This is a genomic window from Mesorhizobium sp. CAU 1732 (assembly GCF_039888675.1).
GTDB lineage: Bacteria > Pseudomonadota > Alphaproteobacteria > Rhizobiales > Rhizobiaceae > Aerobium.
Genome location: NZ_JBDQQR010000002.1, coordinates 149,753 through 165,574 on the forward strand (window position 1 = coordinate 149,753; position 15,822 = coordinate 165,574).

Sequence of the window (15,822 nt, forward strand, 5' to 3'; positions counted from 1 at the left end):
AACGGAAACAAGCCATGTCAACGGTCTTCAACATCCTGGCAATCCTCTTCATGGTCGCGGTCCTGATCGTGCTCGGCCGCGGCCTCGTGAACATGATGCGGGGAGGGTCGGGCAACACGTCGAACAAGCTCATGCAGGCGCGCGTCGCCCTGCAGTTCTTCGCCCTCATCTTCATCATGCTCGCGCTGTATTTTTCGCGCGGCTGACGATGGCTGATATCCAGGTCACCATCCACAACGAGCGGATCAAGCTGCTCGCGACGTTTGTCAACGGTACGGGAATCGCGGTGTTCGCTGTCGGTGGACTGGCTCCCGTGTTCTCCGGCCTCTACGGTTCCTCGGGTACGACAGCGTTCCTGCTTCTGGTGAGCGCGGTTTGTTTTCTGGTCGCATGCACGCTACATTATGCTGGAAGCGTCATACTCAAGAGGCTGAAGCCGTGACCGGGTTGGAAATGATATCTCTGCTGATGATGCCTGTGGCCGGCCTGGTCATCGCAGGTGGCGCCATCTATTTCGCCAATCACATCCGCTAGAGTTCCTAAAGTCGGCACTGGAATGGCTCTGCGAGCCCCTGTCGCCATCCTCTATTTCTGAACTGCGTTGAAATGGTCATCCTGAACCGCATCTACACGAAGACCGGCGACGACGGCACGACGGCGCTCGGATCGGGCGAACGCCGCCCGAAATTCGACCTGCGCATTTCGTCCTACGGCACCGTCGACGAGGCCAATGCCTGCATCGGCATGGCGCGTATCCACACCGCCACCGAAAACCCCGAGATCGACGCGATGCTCGGCCGCATCCAGAACGACATGTTCGATCTCGGTGCCGACCTTGCCACGCCGGACACCGGTGAGGATCTGGGCTATGAGCCTCTGCGCATCACGGCAGCTCAGGTCGAAAGGCTCGAGGCCGACATCGACACGCTCAACAAGAACATCAAGCCGTTGCGCACCTTCGTGCTGCCGGGCGGCTCGCCGGCCGCCGCCGCCCTGCATCTGGCGCGCACAGTCGCCCGGCGCGCCGAACGCCTGATGGTCGAAGCCTCGATGCGGGATGGCGAGAAAATCAGCGCGGACGCCATCAAATACATCAACCGCGCCTCCGATTTCCTGTTCGTCGCCGCCCGCGCGGTCAATGACAATGGCGAAAGCGATGTGTTATGGGTGCCGGGTCAGAACAGATGACGGCATGACCGCGCGACCGGAGTGGGGCAGCAAAGAATGTTCATTCCACTTCACGATGCCAACAGCCTGAAATACATAAAAGTCCAGTACGTCACGCTCGGTCTGATCGCGGCGAACTGCGTCATCTATCTGCTGACCGCCGTGGGCTCCGAGCAGTTCACGGAGGCCGCCGTCTTCGGTCTCGGCTACATTCCCTCGACGGTCTTCAACATCGCGGAACGCCCAGACGAGTTGGTGATCGTTCCCGACAATTTCACCTACATCACCTATGCCTTCCTGCACGGCGACATCCTCCACCTCGGCGGCAACATGCTGTTCCTCTGGGTTTTCGGGGACAATGTCGAGGATGCGCTCGGCCACGTCAGATATCTGATCTTCTATCTGGCATGTGCCGCTGCCGGTGCTTTCCTGCATGGCCTGATCATCCCGGATTCGGAAGCCCCGCTGATCGGCGCGTCGGGTGCGATCGCCGGCATCGTGGCGGCCTATCTGATCCTTCACCCCCGCGTGAAGATCTGGGTGCTGGCGCTCGGCCGTATCCCGCTTCGGCTTCCTGCCTGGATATTGCTGGCGCTCTGGATTCTGTTCCAGTTCGCGATGATCGCAATAGGCGGCGAGGACCAGATATCGTGGGCCGCCCATGTCGGAGGCATCATCGCAGGCGCGATCCTGGTGCTGGTCCTGAGGCGAAGAAACGTTCCGCTTCTGGACAGCCAGGTCGTGACGCCGCGCGCAGCAGAGGTCGAGACGCCGATCGAGGCACCTGCAACATCGGATACCCCTTCTCCATGGGGACGGCGCTGATTCAAACGGTTTGAAGTCCGCGCCCGTATTGACGCTGGTGCGACGTATGACTACAGCCACAGGCGATCACGGTTCCTGCCGTTGAAGTAAGGCGGCAGAACGTGCGGAGTTTCGCCTCGGCGATGTCGGTATCCGGCAAGCGAACGCCATGGAAAGCTGATAGCCAGCCACGGAAATTTCTCGGAAAGGTCTCTAGCGCATGAAAGTTCTTGTCCCAGTCAAGCGGGTGGTGGACTACAACGTCAAAATCCGCGTGAAGTCGGATGGCTCGGGCGTCGAGCTTGCCAATGTGAAGATGTCGATGAACCCCTTCGACGAAATCGCCATCGAAGAGGCGATCCGTCTGAAGGAAGCCGGCAAGGTCGAAGAGATCATCGTGGTCTCCATCGGACCCGCGCAGGCGCAGGAAACGATCCGCACCGCGCTTGCCATGGGCGCCGACCGTGGCATCCTGATCAAGGTCGACGAGACCACCGAGCCGCTGACGGTCGCCAAGCTCATCAAGGGCGTGGTTGATGCGGAAGCACCTGAACTCGTCATTCTCGGCAAGCAGGCGATCGACGACGACGCCAACCAGACCGGCCAGATGCTGTCGGCACTGCTCGGCTGGTCGCAGGCCACTTTCGCCTCGAAGGTCGAACTCGGCGACGGCACCGCAAAGGTGACGCGCGAAGTCGATGGCGGCCTCCAGGTCATCGACGTCAAGCTTCCCGCGATCATCACCACCGATTTGCGCCTCAACCAGCCGCGCTACGCGTCGCTGCCGAACATCATGAAGGCCAAGAAGAAGCCGCTCGACGAGAAATCGGCCGCCGATTACGGTGTCGACGTCGCACCGCGCCTCAAGGTGCTGAAGACGGAAGAGCCGGGTGGCCGCAAGGCTGGCGTCAAGGTCAAGGACGTGGCGGAGCTGGTGTCGAGCCTCAAGTCGGCCGGCGTCATCTGATCCAGGCACAGGAGATCTAAAACAATGGCTATTCTTCTCGTTGCCGAACACGACAACGCAACCGTTTCCGACCAGACCGCCAAGGCGCTCTCCGCAGCAGTCAAGATCGGCTCGGACGTCGATATCCTGATCGCTGGCAAGGGCGCCAAGGCTGCCGCCGACGCAGCCGCGAAGCTCAAGGGAGCCCGCAAGGTCCTGCTCGCGGAAAGCGACGAACTCGAGCACCGCCTCGCGGAGCCGACGGCGGCACTGGTCGTCTCGCTCGCCGGTTCCTACGACACGATCGTCGCCCCGGCCACCACGATGGGCAAGAACGTCCTGCCCCGCGTCGCGGCCCTGCTCGACGTGATGCAGGTGTCCGAAATCATCGAAGTCGTTTCGGCTGATACGTTCAAGCGCCCGATCTATGCGGGCAATGCGATCCAGACAGTCCAGTCGACCGACGCCAAGAAGGTGATCACCGTTCGCACGGCCTCCTTCCAGGCAGCCGAAGACGGTGGCTCGGCGTCCGTCGAGAGCGTCAACGCGGCAGCCAATCCGGGCCTTTCGACCTTCGTCGAAAACCGCCTGTCGGAAAGCGATCGTCCGGAACTCACTTCCGCGAAGATCATCATTTCGGGCGGCCGCGCGCTCGGCTCGTCGGAAAAGTTCACCGAGGTGATCCTTCCGGTTGCCGACAAGCTCGGCGCCGCCGTCGGCGCGTCGCGTGCGGCAGTCGATGCGGGTTACGCGCCCAACGACTGGCAGGTTGGCCAGACCGGCAAGGTCGTGGCGCCGGAGCTCTACATTGCTGTCGGCATCTCGGGCGCGATCCAGCATCTCGCCGGCATGAAGGACTCGAAGGTCATCGTCGCGATCAACAAGGACGAGGAAGCGCCGATCTTCCAGGTCGCCGATTACGGCCTCGTCGGTGACCTCTTCACCATTCTGCCGGAACTTGAAAAGGCGCTCTAAAACGAAGCGCTGCAAATCGGATCGAGCGGCCGGGGGCTTTCGGGCTCCCCGGCCGTTTTCGTTATTGTGCGAGCGAAGCTGCGACCTGGCGGAAGAACTCGATGTTCTCCGCCTGCCGCCCGACCGGTTCCGGCGTGTGGTTTATCTTGACGATGACCAACTCGTTTTCCGGATCGATGTAAATGAACTGGTGGTGCAGCCCGATCGCCGCATAGGCATCTGAACCCGGGAACGTCCACCACTGGTACTGGTAGCCGAGATCCTCTCCCGGTGCCGTGGGCTCGTAGCCTTCGTCGGGGACGGTCGATTGCCTGACCCAATCGGCGGGCACCACCTGTTTCCCGTTGGCGATGCCATCATTGAGGAACATCAGCCCGAAGCGGGCGTGGTCGCGTGCCGTGGCGTTCAGTCCCGCGCCAAAGAACTCCCGGCCAGCCGTCTCCGGCCCGTCCATGATCCAGTAGGCGTCGTTCTCCATGCCGGCCGGCTTCCAGAGCTTTTCCGACATATACTCGGCGCCCGTCTTGCCCACGGCCTTCTCGAGGATGCAGCCCAGCACGCTGGTGTCGAGGGTGGCATAGTTGAACGCCGCGCCGGGGCCGTTCGGACCGGGTTTGGATTCGTTCGCGGCATAGTCGCACCAGCGATATTTGTAGCCCACCAGAGAATTGTCATGGACCTTGGTGAGCTGCGTCTCGCTGCCGAACTGGTAGACCTCGAGCCATTCGACGCCAGAGCGCATGCGCAAGAGATCGCGGACCGTAGCGCCGTCATAGCCCGTCCCCGCCATCTCGGGCAGGTAGTCCGTCACCTTGTCGTCGAGGCTCTTGATGGCGCCGTCAGCGACTGCGAGGCCGATCAGCGTGGCGACGTAAGACTTCGCGACCGAGAAGGTTATGAAGCGCGTACCGGCACTGCTGCCGTTCCTGTAGCTCTCATGGACTATATTGCCGTCCTTGATGACGACGAGCGCATTTGTAGACGATGCCTCGAGAAAGCCCTCCAGATCGAGCGTCCTGTCGCCGATCGAAAAATCGCCCTCTATCGACGCCGGCTTCGACGGCAATTCCCAGATCTCGTCTCCCGCCGAGACACTGCGCGTCGCGAACATCTGATCCATGTGCTGGAACGTCAGATAGTTGAGCGAAGCCTCGAACATATGCGCGCGGGCATCGATCATCGTCGGCGTCAGCCAGCGTTCATCGTTTTCGGCAAGGGCGGGCGTCGCTTCAACGAAGAACGCCGTCGCAAGCGCCAGGCCAAGCAGCCGGGCGCGATGTAGCAATTCCATACGTCGCATCGCTTCCTCCCAGTAAATGCGCATGAGAAATTGTTATATACCATAATATTTATGGATGATAACGGAACGATGTCAAGCTCCCTCGCTCGGGGCGCGGAATCGTCTGGTCCGCCGCCTTATCCGATCGGCGGGCGCGCTTTATCTCCGACAGTTTTCGATATTAAATGCGTCAATCGGGGGTAGACGCAGTCGCCCCACCCTTTTAGTTTGCGCTGCACAAGAAATGGGCGGCGACCGCCCGGCGACGGGACCATTGTCATGACAGGCAAGATTGCAACGGTTGGCATCATTGGAGCCGGCCAGATGGGCGGCGGCATTGCACACGTCACCGCGCTGGCGGGTTACAAGGTCAAGCTCTACGACATCTCGCCGGACCGCATCGAAAACGGCATCGCCACCATCAACGGCAACATGGCCCGTCAGGTTTCGTCCGGCAAAATGGAGGAGGCCGCGCGCAAGAAGGCGGTGGCCAACATCTCGCCTGCCCCGCGCATGGAAGACCTGGCGGACGTCGATCTCGTCATCGAGGCGGCAACCGAGGAAGAGCCGGTCAAGCGCAAGATCTTCGCGCAGCTTTGCCCGATGCTGAACCCCGAAGCGCTGCTTGCGACCAACACGTCGTCGATCTCGATCACCCGCCTCGCGGCGCAGACCGACAGGCCGGAGCGCTTCATCGGCATCCACTTCATGAACCCGGTGCCGGTGATGAAGCTGGTCGAACTCGTCCGCGGCATCGCGACCGAGGACACGACCTTCGAGACCGCGAAGGCGTTCGTCGCCTCGCTCGACAAGACGATCACCGTCGCCGAGGATTTCCCGGCCTTCATCGTCAACCGCATTCTGCTGCCGATGATCAACGAGGCGATCTATACGCTGTATGAAGGCGTCGGCTCGGTCGAGGCGATCGATACCGCCATGAAGCTCGGCGCCAATCACCCGATGGGCCCGCTTCAGCTCGCTGACTTCATCGGCCTCGACACCTGCCTGTCGATCATGCAGGTGCTGCATGACGGCCTGTCGGACTCGAAGTATCGCCCCTGCCCGCTTCTGGTGAAGTATGTCGAAGCCGGCTGGCTCGGCCGCAAGGCCGGGCGCGGCTTCTACGATTATCGCGGCGAGCATCCAGTCCCGACGCGCTGAGCCATACGCCAGTCGAGGCTCAGCGCCGGCGGATGCGATCGCAACCCTGCTCCTTCGCGCTGTAGAGACGTCGACCGGCCAGGCCGTCATGAAACCGTGACCTCTCCTCCGGCACTTCCTTGACGGAAGTGTTGTGAGGTGACGTTAGTCTGTGACGACGAAGACAAAGCCGCGTCCCTCCAAAGAAAAAACACAGCGCGGGAAGACCCTGACGATGCGTCAACCGCATAGCGTTAGCCATTACGTCGATTTTCCTTTTGTTTTCAGTGATTGCGATCATCCGACCCTTTACAAAAGGAGATCACGCTAACAGTATCCCCGCCAATCCGGACCGGGGGTCCGGGCGAAAATCCAGTCTCAGGGACCACTCCAAGGGAGGTACTATCCATGTCAACCAAGATCCGCGCGCTGCTCGCCGCGTCCGTTGCCGGAGCGACATTGCTCGCTGCCTCGGCTGCGGTGCAGGCTCAGGAAGTCAAGGTCGGAATCATCTTCGGCTTCACCGGCCCGCTCGAAACCATCACGCCCGGCATGGCCGGCAGCGCAGAGATGGCGCTGAAGGAAGTCAACGACAGCGGCTTGCTGCTCGACGGCCAGACGCTGACGCCGGTGCGCGCTGACTCGACCTGCATCGACAACGCCGCCGCGACCGCCGCAGCCGAGCGCCTCGTCACGACCGACAACGTCGCGGCCATCGTCGGCGCCGACTGCTCCGGCGTGACCATCGGTATCGTCAACAACGTCGCCGTGCCGAACGGCGTGGTGATGATTTCGCCGTCGGCCACCTCGCCGGCACTCACCGACATCGACGACAAGGATTACTTCTTCCGCACCGCGCCGTCCGACGCGCGCCAAGGCGAAATCCTCACAGAGGTGATCCGCTCCAACGATATCAATTCGGTCGCCGTCAGCTACACCAACAACGACTACGGCAAGGGCTTCTCGGATTCGTTCGTCGCGGCCTTCGAGGCAGCCGGCGGCACGGTGACGATCGCCGCTCCGCATGACGACGGCAAGGGCGACTATTCGGCGGAAGTCGGCGCGCTCGCTTCGGCGGGCGGCGACATGCTCGTCGTTCTCGGCTACGTAGATCAGGGCGGCGTCGGCATCATCCGCGCCGCGGTCGACACCGGCGCGTTCGAGCGCTTCGGCCTCGGCGACGGCATGTATGGCCAGAGCCTGATCGACGCGATCGGCGACGATCTCGAAGGCACGGTCGGCGTCATCCCGGGCGCGGAAGGCGAAGGCTCGGAGAAGTTCGCGGCAGCAGCCACGGCAGCCGGTCTCGACCCGACCAGCTCCTACACCGGTGAAAGCTACGACGCAGCGGCGCTGATCGCTCTCGCCATCCAGAAGGCCGGATCGACCGACCGCACCGCGATCCGCGACGCAGTCCTCGACGTCGCCAACGAGCCGGGCGAGAAGATCCTGCCGGGTGAACTGGCGAAAGGCCTTCAGATCCTCAAGGACGGCGGGGACATCGACTATGTCGGCGCTACCAATGTCGAGCTGATCGGACCCGGCGAAGCCTCCGGCACCTATCGCGAGTACATCGTCGAAGGCGGCGAGTACAAGACGGTCGGCTACCGCTAAGCGGCAGCGCTCCAACCACAGCCTGGCTTCGCGAGAAGCCAGGCTGTTTTTGTATTTCGCGCCGCCGTTCACGCAAAAGTGGCCATATTCGACGGCCTGCGACAGGTTTTCGCGGCCAAAAACAGTCAAATTCGGCGAAAATTCGCGCGGGTTTCTTGCGTTCGACGCGTGTTCATGGGCAAGAAGCGCAATCTTCCAACTAGCAAGAATGAAAAGAGCCGAACAAGGCTCAGGGGACCCGAATGATCCGTGTAGACGATCTACATATGAACTTCGGTGGCATCCGGGCAGTCGACGGGGCGAGTATATCCATCGCCAAGGGCTCGATCACCGGCCTCATCGGACCGAATGGTGCCGGCAAGACCACGCTCTTCAACGTGATCGCCGGCCACTACAAGCCGAGCTCCGGGACGGTCTGGCTCGGCGACGAAGACATCACCGGCCTCTCGCCGCACGAGCTTTTCCACAAGGGACTGCTGCGCACGTTCCAGGTCGCGCATGAATTCTCGACGCTGACCGTGCGCGAGAATTTGATGATGGTGCCCGCAAGCCAGCCCGGCGAGACGCTCGTCGATGTATGGCTGCGCCCTTCCAAGGTGCGCGCGAGGGAAGAGGAAGTCCGCGTTCGCGCCAATGAAGTGATCGAGTTCCTCGAAATCTCGCATGTCGCCGACGAGCTCGCGGGAAACCTGTCGGGCGGCCAGAAGAAGCTGCTCGAGCTTGGACGAACCATGATGGTCGACGCCAAGATCGTTTTCCTGGACGAAGTCGGCGCGGGCGTGAACAGGACGCTCCTGAACACGCTAGGCGACGCAATCATCCGCTTGAACAAGGAACGCGGCTACACGTTCTGCATGATCGAACACGACATGGATTTCATCGGCCGCCTCTGCGACCCGGTCATCGTGATGGCCGAGGGCAAGGTGCTCGCCGAAGGAACGGCTTCGGAAGTCCGCGCCAACGAGCACGTGATCGAAGCCTATCTCGGCCGAGGACTCAAGAACCGCCCAGCCCGCAAGTCGAAGGGAGCAGACACATGAGCTTCCTCAAGGGCGAGGCCATGACCGGTGGCTATGGCGGCGCAGACATCCTGCATAGCTGCACGATCGAGGTAGAGAAGGGCGAGATCGCGGTGATCGTCGGCCCCAACGGCGCCGGCAAATCCACGGCAATGAAGGCGATCTTCGGCATGCTGGGACTGCGCGAGGGCCGGGTGATGCTGGGCGAGACCGACATCACCGGGCTGTCACCGCAAGACCGCGTCAAGGCGGGCATGGGTTTCGTGCCGCAGACCTCGAACGTGTTTGCGACGATGAGCGTCCAGGAAAACCTGGAAATGGGCGCCTACATCCGCGACGACGATTTCCTGGGAACAATGGAGCAGGTTTTCGACCTGTTTCCCATTCTCAAGCAGAAGCGTCGTCAGGCGGCGGGAGAACTGTCGGGCGGCCAGCGCCAGCAGGTCGCGGTCGGCCGCGCGCTGATGACCAAACCGACGGTACTGATGCTCGACGAACCGACCGCCGGCGTCTCGCCGATCGTGATGGACGAGCTCTTCGACCGCATTCTCGAAGTTGCCGCCACCGGCATCGCCATCCTCATGGTCGAGCAGAATGCCCGTCAGGCGCTCAACATCGCGGATCGCGGCTACGTGCTCGTGCAGGGCCGCAACCGTTTCACCGACACCGGAGAGGCGCTGCTCGCCAATCCGGAAGTCCGTGCATCGTTCCTGGGGGGTTGAGCGATGATCGATTTTCTCAACGCGCTCGTCGTCTTCGCCAATTTCGTCTTCATCCCCGGCCTCGCCTATGGCGCGCAGCTCGCACTCGGCGCGCTGGGCGTCACGCTGATCTACGGCATCCTGCGCTTCTCCAACTTTGCCCATGGCGATCTGATGGCTTTTGGGACCATGATCACCATTCTGGTGACGTGGTGGCTGACGGGCATGGGCGTCTCGTTCGGCCCGATGCCGACCGCGCTCCTCGCCCTGCCGATCGGCATTCTCGGCGCCGTTGCGATGGCACTCCTGATCGACCGGCTGGTCTTCCGCTTCTACCGGACGCAGAAATCCGCCGGCATCGTCTTCGTGATGGCGTCGGTCGGCGTGATGTTCGTGCTCAACGGCATCGTGCGCCTCGTCATCGGCCCGAACGAGCAGCGCTTCGCTGATGGCGAACGCTTCCTCGTCACCGTTCGCGGGTTCCGGGAATGGTCGGGCCTCGCGGAAGGCCTCGCGATCCGCCTGCCGGTGGTGATCACGCTCGTCGTAGCCGTCATCGTCGTAGCCGCGCTGTTCTGGTTCCTGCAATATTCGCGCACCGGCAAGGCAATGCGCGCCTATTCCGACAATGAGGATCTGGCGCTGCTCTCCGGCATCAACCCGGACCGCGTGGTCGCCGTGACATGGATCATCGCCGCAGCACTCGCGACGATCGCAGGTGTGCTCTACGGCCTCGACAAGAGCTTCCGCCCGTTCACCTACTTCCAGCTCCTGCTGCCGATCTTCGCCGCCGCGATCGTCGGCGGCATCGGCCAGCCTCTGGGAGCCATTGCGGGCGGCTTCGTGATCGCCTTCTCGGAGGTGACGCTGACCTATGCCTACAAGCGCGTGCTTGAATATCTGGGCTTCGAGCCGGCTGGCCTCGTGCAGCTTCTGTCGACCGAGTACAAGTTCGCCATCTCCTTCGTCATCCTCGTGCTGGTTCTGCTGATACGACCGACGGGCATCTTCAAGGGGCGCGTGCTATGAGCAACACCCAACGCATCATCTCGCTCTACGGCCTCATGGCGATCCTGCTGATCATCGTGGGCATGTTCCAGAGCTGGACGCTCAGCCTGACGATCCTGAACCTGTGCCTGATCTCCGCGATCATGGCGCTCGGGGTGAACATCCAGTGGGGTTATGCCGGCCTGTTCAATGTCGGCATCATGGGCTTCGCGGCACTCGGTGGCCTCGCGGCCGTGCTCGTCTCCATGCCGCCGGTTCCCGGCGCATGGGAAGCGGGCGGTATCGGCATCGGGCTGGCACTGCTGGCCCTGATCGGCACGGTCGGTCTCGTCATGGTGGTGCGCGCCTACACGACCGGCTGGACACGAAAGCTCGCCTCGCTCGCCGTCGCCATCGCCGGTTATTTCGTGATCCGCGCCGTCTTCGATCCAGCGGTCGCCGCAATCGAGAGCTTCGACGCGGCCCGCAGTGGCTACCTCGGGGGTCTCGGCCTTCCGATCGTCTTCTCCTGGCTGGTGGGTGGCGTCTTCGCCGCCGCCGCCGCCTGGCTGGTCGGCAAGATCGCGCTCGGTCTGCGCTCGGACTATCTCGCCATCGCGACGCTCGGCATTTCGGAAATCGTCATCGCGGTCATGCGCAACGAGGAATGGCTGACCCGCGGCGTCAAGAACGTGTCCGGCCTGCCTCGCCCCGTCGCCTACGAGGTCCAGCTCCAGCAGGCGCCTTGGTTCATCGACCTCGCAGCCCAGCTCGGCATGAACCCGGCCTTCGCCTCGGCGGTCTATGTGCGGCTGTCCTATGCGATCCTTTTCGCGATCGTGCTCATCATCCTTATGTGGCTTGCCGAGCGTGCGCTGAATTCGCCCTGGGGGCGTATGATGCGCGCCATCCGCGACAATCGCGACGCGGCGGAAGCGATGGGCAAGGACGTCACAGGCAGGCATCTCCAGATCTTCGTGCTGGGGTCGGCTGTGGTGGGCATCGCCGGCGCGATGCTGACGACACTCGACGGCCAGTTCACGCCCGGCCAGTACAATCCGCTGCGCTTCACCTTCCTCATCTGGGTGATGGTGATCGTCGGCGGGTCCGGCAACAATTGGGGCGCCGTTCTGGGCGGCTTCCTGATCTGGTTCCTGTGGGTCGAAGCCGAGCCGGTCGGTGGCTGGTTGATGTCGGTGATGACGTCCGGCTTCGCGGCAGACAATCCAGTCCGCCAGCAGCTTGTCGACGCCGCGCCCTACATGCGGCCGCTCTTGATGGGTGTCATCCTGCTTCTGGTGATGCGGTTCGCGCCGCGAGGGCTGATACCGGAGCGCACCGCGCCCGCCATGCGCAGGAAATAGGCCGCCCCATAAGCCACGTCATCCCGGCCTCCGGGATGACGCCTTCTCCAATTACATCGCCGCGTCGATCAGGCGCTTGGCGTCTGGGCTGGCCCACTCGGCCGGGCCGTTCATGTTGGCCAGCATGCAGCCTTCGTCGTCGATGAGGAGCGTCACCGGCAAGCCCAGCGCGAGGCCGCGCCGCTTCAGATCGTTGAACAGGCCGAGCGTCGAATCGCGATAATAGCCGAGCGCATCGACGTTGGTCTCCTCGAGGAAGCGCTTCGGCTTCTCGTCGTCGCCGGTATCGACATTGACCGCCACCACTTCGAAGCGGTCGTCGCCCATGTCCTTCTGCAACTGGTTCAGCGCCGGCATCTCGTGACGGCAGGGCGCGCACCATGTGGCCCATAGATTGACCAGCAGCGTCTTGCCGGACAGATCGGCGATCGTCATCGGCGCGCCGTCGGGTGCGTTGAAGGCGAGCCCCGAAAGATCCTGCGGCGGGCTCGCACCGAGCATCGCCGCGACCTCGCCCTGCGCGGCGTCGCCGGCGGCCTTTGCGGCCTCGATTTTCGCCGCGCATGCGTTTTCGGCAGCCGGGTCGGCGGCCGACATTTCAGGCGCGTTGTTGCCAGACATGCCGCCCATCACGTATACGCCGATCGCGCCGGCCGTCAGGCCCGCAACGACCGCGATTGCGATCAGGCGCGACGTGGGCAGGTGGAATGGTCCGTTTGCCATGGATGTGTCCAGTCAGTTTCCGGGGGCCGGGTTATCACGATGAGCGAGAAAAAGGCCAGCAACCAGATGTGGGGCGGACGATTTGCCTCGGGTCCAGCAGCGATCATGGAAGCGATCAACGCATCCATCGGCTTCGACAGGAAGCTTTACGCGCAGGACATTCGAGGCTCCATCGCCCACTCTGAAATGCTTTCGGAAACGGGCATAATTTCCGGCGAGGATCAAAAGAAGATCGCTCACGGGCTGAACACGATCCTGTCAGAGATCGAGGCCGGGACGTTCGAATTTTCCACGAAGCTCGAAGACATCCACATGAATGTCGAGGCACGGCTGGCCGAGATCGTCGGCCCGGCGGCCGGGCGGCTTCACACCGCACGCTCGCGCAACGACCAGGTGGCGGTCGACTTCCGCCTCTGGGTCAAGGAAGAACTGCAGCGCACCGACACGGCGCTCGTCGGGCTGATCGACGCCTTCCTCGAGCGTGCGCAGGAGCATGCGGCGACCGTGATGCCGGGCTTCACGCACCTCCAGACCGCGCAGCCCGTCACCTTCGGCCATCATTGCATGGCCTATGTCGAGATGTTCGGCCGCGATCTGTCGCGCGTGCGCGACGCGATCGAGCGGATGGACGAAAGCCCGCTCGGCGCAGCGGCTCTGGCCGGCACCGGCTTCCCGATCGACCGTCACCGAACGGCCAAGGCGCTCGGCTTTCGCGAGCCGACGCGTAACTCGATCGACAGCGTTTCGGATCGCGATTTCGCGCTTGAATTCATGTCGCTCGGCGCGATCTGCGCCACGCATTTGTCGCGCCTCGCCGAAGAGATCGTCATCTGGTCGACGCCGCAATTCGGCTTCGTGCGCCTGTCCGACCAGTTCTCGACCGGCTCCTCGATCATGCCGCAGAAGAAGAACCCTGACGCAGCCGAACTCGTTCGCGCCAAGACGGGACGCGTGACCGGCCATCTGATCGCGCTTCTGACGGTCATGAAGGGCCTGCCGCTCGCCTATTCGAAGGACATGCAGGAAGACAAGGAGGCCGTCTTCGACGCCGCCGAAACGCTCGACCTGATGATCGCCGCGATGACCGGCATGGTCACCGACATGACGATCAACACCGCAGCCATGAAGAAGGCCGCCGGTTCCGGCTACTCGACAGCAACCGATCTTGCCGACTGGCTGGTGCGCGAGGCGGGCCTGCCGTTCCGCGAGGCCCATCACGTCACCGGACGCGCCGTGGCGCTCGCCGAGAGCCGCAAGGTGCCGCTGGAGCGTCTTTCGCTCGAAGAACTGCGCGAGATCGACAGCCGTATCTCGGCCGAGATTTTCGACGTCCTGTCGGTGTCCTCGTCGGTCAAGAGCCGCGCATCGTTCGGCGGCACCGCACCCCAGGAAGTGCGCCGCCAGATCCGCTACTGGAAGAAGCGCCTGAAACGCGACGCTTGACGCGCGTCAGGGGATGCGCGGCCTGAAAAAACTCGCTAGAAACGCGTCACGACAATTCTGACGGACAAGCTCATGCGCGCCGGAACTATCATCAGGACCACAATGCTGATCGCGGCTGTCGCCGTCGCTGTCTCCGCCTGCGGGCGGCGCGGCGATCTCGACACGCCATTCGAAGCGCAGCAGAACGCGCGCAAAGAGGCTGAGCGCAACGACCAGCCTCTGCCGCCGGAGCCGACCCCACCTGTGCGCGACCGGCCCTTCGTTCTCGACCGGCTGATCTAAATCCGCGAAAGACTGCGCCCGTGAACCATTTCGACTATCGCGACGGCGTGCTGCACGCCGAGGATGTTTCGGTGCCTGCGATCGCGGCTGCCGTGGGAACGCCGTTCTACTGCTATTCGACCGCCACGCTGACCCGTCACTACACCGTCTTCGCCAAGGCCTTTGCGGAGCTCGACGCTCTGGTCTGCTACGCGATGAAGGCCAATTCCAACCAGGCGGTGATTCGCACGCTGGCGAAGCTTGGCGCGGGCGCCGACGTCGTCTCGGAAGGCGAGTTGCGCCGTGCGCTGGCAGCCGGCATCCCGCCGGAAAAGATCCTGTTCTCCGGCGTCGGCAAGACGGCGGCCGAGATGGACTTCGCGTTGGCCGCCGGCATTCACTGCTTCAACGTCGAATCGAAGCCCGAACTGGAGCTCCTGTCCGCGCGCGCGGTCGCGGCAGGGCGTATCGCGCCCGTTTCCTTGCGCATCAACCCCGATGTCGACGCGAAGACGCACAAGAAGATTTCGACCGGTAAGGCGGAAAACAAGTTCGGCATCGCATGGCGCGATGCGCGCGAAGCCTATGCGCGCGCGGCCACCCTGCCGGGCCTGCGCATCACTGGCATCGACATGCATATCGGCAGCCAGATCACCGAATTGCAGCCCTTCGACGATGCGATCAAGCTCCTGGTGGAACTGACGCGGACGCTGCGCGACGAGGACGGGCACGACATTCGCCACGTCGATGTCGGCGGCGGGCTGGGCATCCCCTACCGCCTCGACAACAATCCGCCTCCCCTGCCCGACGCCTATGCCGAGATCGTGCGCAAGCACATGAAGCCATTGGGCCTCAAGACGATCTTCGAGCCGGGCCGCCTGATCGCCGGCAATGCGGGCATCCTCGTTTCCGAAGTCATCTTCGTGAAGGAAGGCGACGCGAAGAATTTCCTGATCGTCGACGCGGCGATGAACGACCTGATTCGTCCGACGCTCTATGACGCGTTTCACGAGATCATGCCGGTCGTCCAGCCGGCCGCCGATGCGCCGCGCATGATGGTCGACGTCGTCGGGCCGGTCTGCGAGACCGGAGACTATATCGGGCAGGATCGAGACCTGCCGAGGCTCGCCTGGGGCGACCTGATTGCGGTCGCCACGGCTGGTGCCTACGGCGCCGTGCAGGCAGGAACCTACAATACGCGCCTGCTGGTGCCCGAAGTGCTCGTGAACGGCGATCGCTTCCACGTCGTGCGCCCTCGCCCCACCTATGACGATCTGATCGGCCTCGATTCGGTGCCCGACTGGCTCTGAACCGGCCGCACCGATCGCCGAACCGTCCATCACGATTTGGTGGCCTGCCTCGCCATCGCCGCGTTTACTGTTATCCTAGGAGCGCGATG

General features: G+C 62.9%; 17 protein-coding genes. 15 read left to right on the forward strand and 2 right to left on the reverse strand.

Going from position 1 to position 15,822, the window contains the following annotated elements; translation table 11 throughout:
* The first annotated feature begins 14 nt into the window (after positions 1 to 14).
* The 6 genes from AAFN55_RS18350 to AAFN55_RS18375 all read left to right on the forward strand — a co-directional run bounded on the left by AAFN55_RS18350 (position 15) and on the right by AAFN55_RS18375 (position 3,892).
* A complete protein-coding gene (locus AAFN55_RS18350; protein WP_347800417.1) occupies positions 15 to 206 on the forward strand; it encodes a twin transmembrane helix small protein in 192 nt (63 codons plus the stop codon).
* A gap of 2 nt (positions 207 to 208) precedes the next feature.
* Positions 209 to 442, forward strand: a complete 234-nt coding sequence (locus tag AAFN55_RS18355; RefSeq protein WP_347800418.1) for an amino acid transporter — start codon at positions 209 to 211, stop codon at positions 440 to 442.
* A 164-nt stretch (positions 443 to 606) separates the two neighbouring features.
* Entirely contained in the window at positions 607 to 1,188 is a 582-nt protein-coding gene (locus AAFN55_RS18360; RefSeq protein WP_347800419.1) for a cob(I)yrinic acid a,c-diamide adenosyltransferase, read from the forward strand.
* A 36-nt stretch (positions 1,189 to 1,224) separates the two neighbouring features.
* Positions 1,225 to 1,992, forward strand: a complete 768-nt coding sequence (locus AAFN55_RS18365) for a rhomboid family intramembrane serine protease (RefSeq protein WP_347800420.1) — start codon at positions 1,225 to 1,227, stop codon at positions 1,990 to 1,992.
* A gap of 199 nt (positions 1,993 to 2,191) precedes the next feature.
* Entirely contained in the window at positions 2,192 to 2,938 is a 747-nt protein-coding gene (locus AAFN55_RS18370; protein ID WP_347800421.1) for an electron transfer flavoprotein subunit beta/FixA family protein, read from the forward strand.
* Positions 2,939 to 2,962: 24 nt separating this feature from the next.
* Positions 2,963 to 3,892: an electron transfer flavoprotein subunit alpha/FixB family protein gene (locus AAFN55_RS18375; protein WP_347800422.1), complete on the forward strand. Its 930-nt coding sequence runs from the start codon at positions 2,963 to 2,965 to the stop codon at positions 3,890 to 3,892.
* Positions 3,893 to 3,953: 61 nt separating this feature from the next.
* Here AAFN55_RS18375 and AAFN55_RS18380 read toward each other — a convergent pair whose 3' ends face one another.
* Positions 3,954 to 5,192 (reverse strand): serine hydrolase, encoded by a 1,239-nt coding sequence (locus AAFN55_RS18380; RefSeq protein ID WP_347800423.1) that lies wholly within the window; start codon positions 5,190 to 5,192, stop codon positions 3,954 to 3,956.
* A gap of 258 nt (positions 5,193 to 5,450) precedes the next feature.
* On the opposite strand from AAFN55_RS18380, the gene AAFN55_RS18385 reads away from it, so the two are divergent.
* The 6 genes from AAFN55_RS18385 (at position 5,451) to AAFN55_RS18410 (ending at position 11,996) form a co-directional block, all read left to right on the forward strand.
* A complete protein-coding gene (locus tag AAFN55_RS18385; protein ID WP_347800424.1) occupies positions 5,451 to 6,332 on the forward strand; it encodes a 3-hydroxybutyryl-CoA dehydrogenase in 882 nt (293 codons plus the stop codon).
* A 387-nt stretch (positions 6,333 to 6,719) separates the two neighbouring features.
* The gene (locus AAFN55_RS18390) at positions 6,720 to 7,925 is read left to right on the forward strand and encodes an ABC transporter substrate-binding protein (RefSeq protein WP_347800425.1); all 1,206 of its coding nucleotides are present in this window, start codon (positions 6,720 to 6,722) and stop codon (positions 7,923 to 7,925) included.
* 242 nt (positions 7,926 to 8,167) lie between these two features.
* Positions 8,168 to 8,965 (forward strand): ABC transporter ATP-binding protein, encoded by a 798-nt coding sequence (locus AAFN55_RS18395; RefSeq protein ID WP_347800426.1) that lies wholly within the window; start codon positions 8,168 to 8,170, stop codon positions 8,963 to 8,965.
* Positions 8,962 to 9,666 carry an ABC transporter ATP-binding protein gene (locus AAFN55_RS18400; RefSeq protein WP_347800427.1) on the forward strand — a complete coding sequence of 235 codons (705 nt, stop codon included), beginning with the start codon at positions 8,962 to 8,964 and terminating at the stop codon, positions 9,664 to 9,666. The genes AAFN55_RS18395 and AAFN55_RS18400 overlap by 4 nt, the downstream gene beginning before the upstream one ends.
* 3 nt (positions 9,667 to 9,669) lie before the next feature.
* Positions 9,670 to 10,674 carry a branched-chain amino acid ABC transporter permease gene (locus tag AAFN55_RS18405; protein WP_347800428.1) on the forward strand — a complete coding sequence of 335 codons (1,005 nt, stop codon included), beginning with the start codon at positions 9,670 to 9,672 and terminating at the stop codon, positions 10,672 to 10,674.
* Entirely contained in the window at positions 10,671 to 11,996 is a 1,326-nt protein-coding gene (locus AAFN55_RS18410; protein ID WP_347800429.1) for a branched-chain amino acid ABC transporter permease, read from the forward strand. Before AAFN55_RS18405 ends, AAFN55_RS18410 begins: the two co-directional genes overlap by 4 nt.
* Before the next feature lie 51 nt (positions 11,997 to 12,047).
* On the opposite strand, the gene AAFN55_RS18415 is transcribed toward AAFN55_RS18410, so the two are convergent.
* Entirely contained in the window at positions 12,048 to 12,719 is a 672-nt protein-coding gene (locus AAFN55_RS18415; RefSeq protein ID WP_347800430.1) for a TlpA disulfide reductase family protein, read from the reverse strand.
* Between the two features lie 39 nt (positions 12,720 to 12,758).
* On the opposite strand from AAFN55_RS18415, the gene argH reads away from it, so the two are divergent.
* The 3 genes from argH (at position 12,759) to lysA (ending at position 15,733) form a co-directional block, all read left to right on the forward strand.
* Positions 12,759 to 14,162 carry an argininosuccinate lyase gene (argH, locus tag AAFN55_RS18420; RefSeq protein ID WP_347800431.1) on the forward strand — a complete coding sequence of 468 codons (1,404 nt, stop codon included), beginning with the start codon at positions 12,759 to 12,761 and terminating at the stop codon, positions 14,160 to 14,162.
* 72 nt (positions 14,163 to 14,234) lie between these two features.
* Positions 14,235 to 14,444 carry a lipoprotein gene (locus tag AAFN55_RS18425; RefSeq protein ID WP_347800432.1) on the forward strand — a complete coding sequence of 70 codons (210 nt, stop codon included), beginning with the start codon at positions 14,235 to 14,237 and terminating at the stop codon, positions 14,442 to 14,444.
* Between the two features lie 20 nt (positions 14,445 to 14,464).
* Positions 14,465 to 15,733, forward strand: a complete 1,269-nt coding sequence (gene lysA, locus AAFN55_RS18430; RefSeq protein WP_347800433.1) for a diaminopimelate decarboxylase — start codon at positions 14,465 to 14,467, stop codon at positions 15,731 to 15,733.
* Positions 15,734 to 15,822 lie beyond the last annotated feature (89 nt).

What these genes read in the sequence shown, in the direction of transcription:
- AAFN55_RS18380 (WP_347800423.1), bottom strand. Translation starts at nt 5,192, where the DNA reads ATGCGACGTATGGAATTGCTACATCGCGCCCGGCTGCTTGGCCTGGCG.
- AAFN55_RS18425 (WP_347800432.1), top strand. Translation starts at nt 14,235, where the DNA reads ATGCGCGCCGGAACTATCATCAGGACCACAATGCTGATCGCGGCTGTC.
- AAFN55_RS18360 (WP_347800419.1), top strand. Translation starts at nt 607, where the DNA reads ATGGTCATCCTGAACCGCATCTACACGAAGACCGGCGACGACGGCACG.
- AAFN55_RS18405 (WP_347800428.1), top strand. Translation starts at nt 9,670, where the DNA reads ATGATCGATTTTCTCAACGCGCTCGTCGTCTTCGCCAATTTCGTCTTC.
- AAFN55_RS18365 (WP_347800420.1), top strand. Translation starts at nt 1,225, where the DNA reads ATGTTCATTCCACTTCACGATGCCAACAGCCTGAAATACATAAAAGTC.
- AAFN55_RS18400 (WP_347800427.1), top strand. Translation starts at nt 8,962, where the DNA reads ATGAGCTTCCTCAAGGGCGAGGCCATGACCGGTGGCTATGGCGGCGCA.
- argH (WP_347800431.1), top strand. Translation starts at nt 12,759, where the DNA reads ATGAGCGAGAAAAAGGCCAGCAACCAGATGTGGGGCGGACGATTTGCC.
- AAFN55_RS18385 (WP_347800424.1), top strand. Translation starts at nt 5,451, where the DNA reads ATGACAGGCAAGATTGCAACGGTTGGCATCATTGGAGCCGGCCAGATG.
- AAFN55_RS18355 (WP_347800418.1), top strand. Translation starts at nt 209, where the DNA reads ATGGCTGATATCCAGGTCACCATCCACAACGAGCGGATCAAGCTGCTC.
- AAFN55_RS18395 (WP_347800426.1), top strand. Translation starts at nt 8,168, where the DNA reads ATGATCCGTGTAGACGATCTACATATGAACTTCGGTGGCATCCGGGCA.
- AAFN55_RS18375 (WP_347800422.1), top strand. Translation starts at nt 2,963, where the DNA reads ATGGCTATTCTTCTCGTTGCCGAACACGACAACGCAACCGTTTCCGAC.
- AAFN55_RS18390 (WP_347800425.1), top strand. Translation starts at nt 6,720, where the DNA reads ATGTCAACCAAGATCCGCGCGCTGCTCGCCGCGTCCGTTGCCGGAGCG.
- AAFN55_RS18415 (WP_347800430.1), bottom strand. Translation starts at nt 12,719, where the DNA reads ATGGCAAACGGACCATTCCACCTGCCCACGTCGCGCCTGATCGCAATC.
- AAFN55_RS18370 (WP_347800421.1), top strand. Translation starts at nt 2,192, where the DNA reads ATGAAAGTTCTTGTCCCAGTCAAGCGGGTGGTGGACTACAACGTCAAA.
- AAFN55_RS18350 (WP_347800417.1), top strand. Translation starts at nt 15, where the DNA reads ATGTCAACGGTCTTCAACATCCTGGCAATCCTCTTCATGGTCGCGGTC.
- AAFN55_RS18410 (WP_347800429.1), top strand. Translation starts at nt 10,671, where the DNA reads ATGAGCAACACCCAACGCATCATCTCGCTCTACGGCCTCATGGCGATC.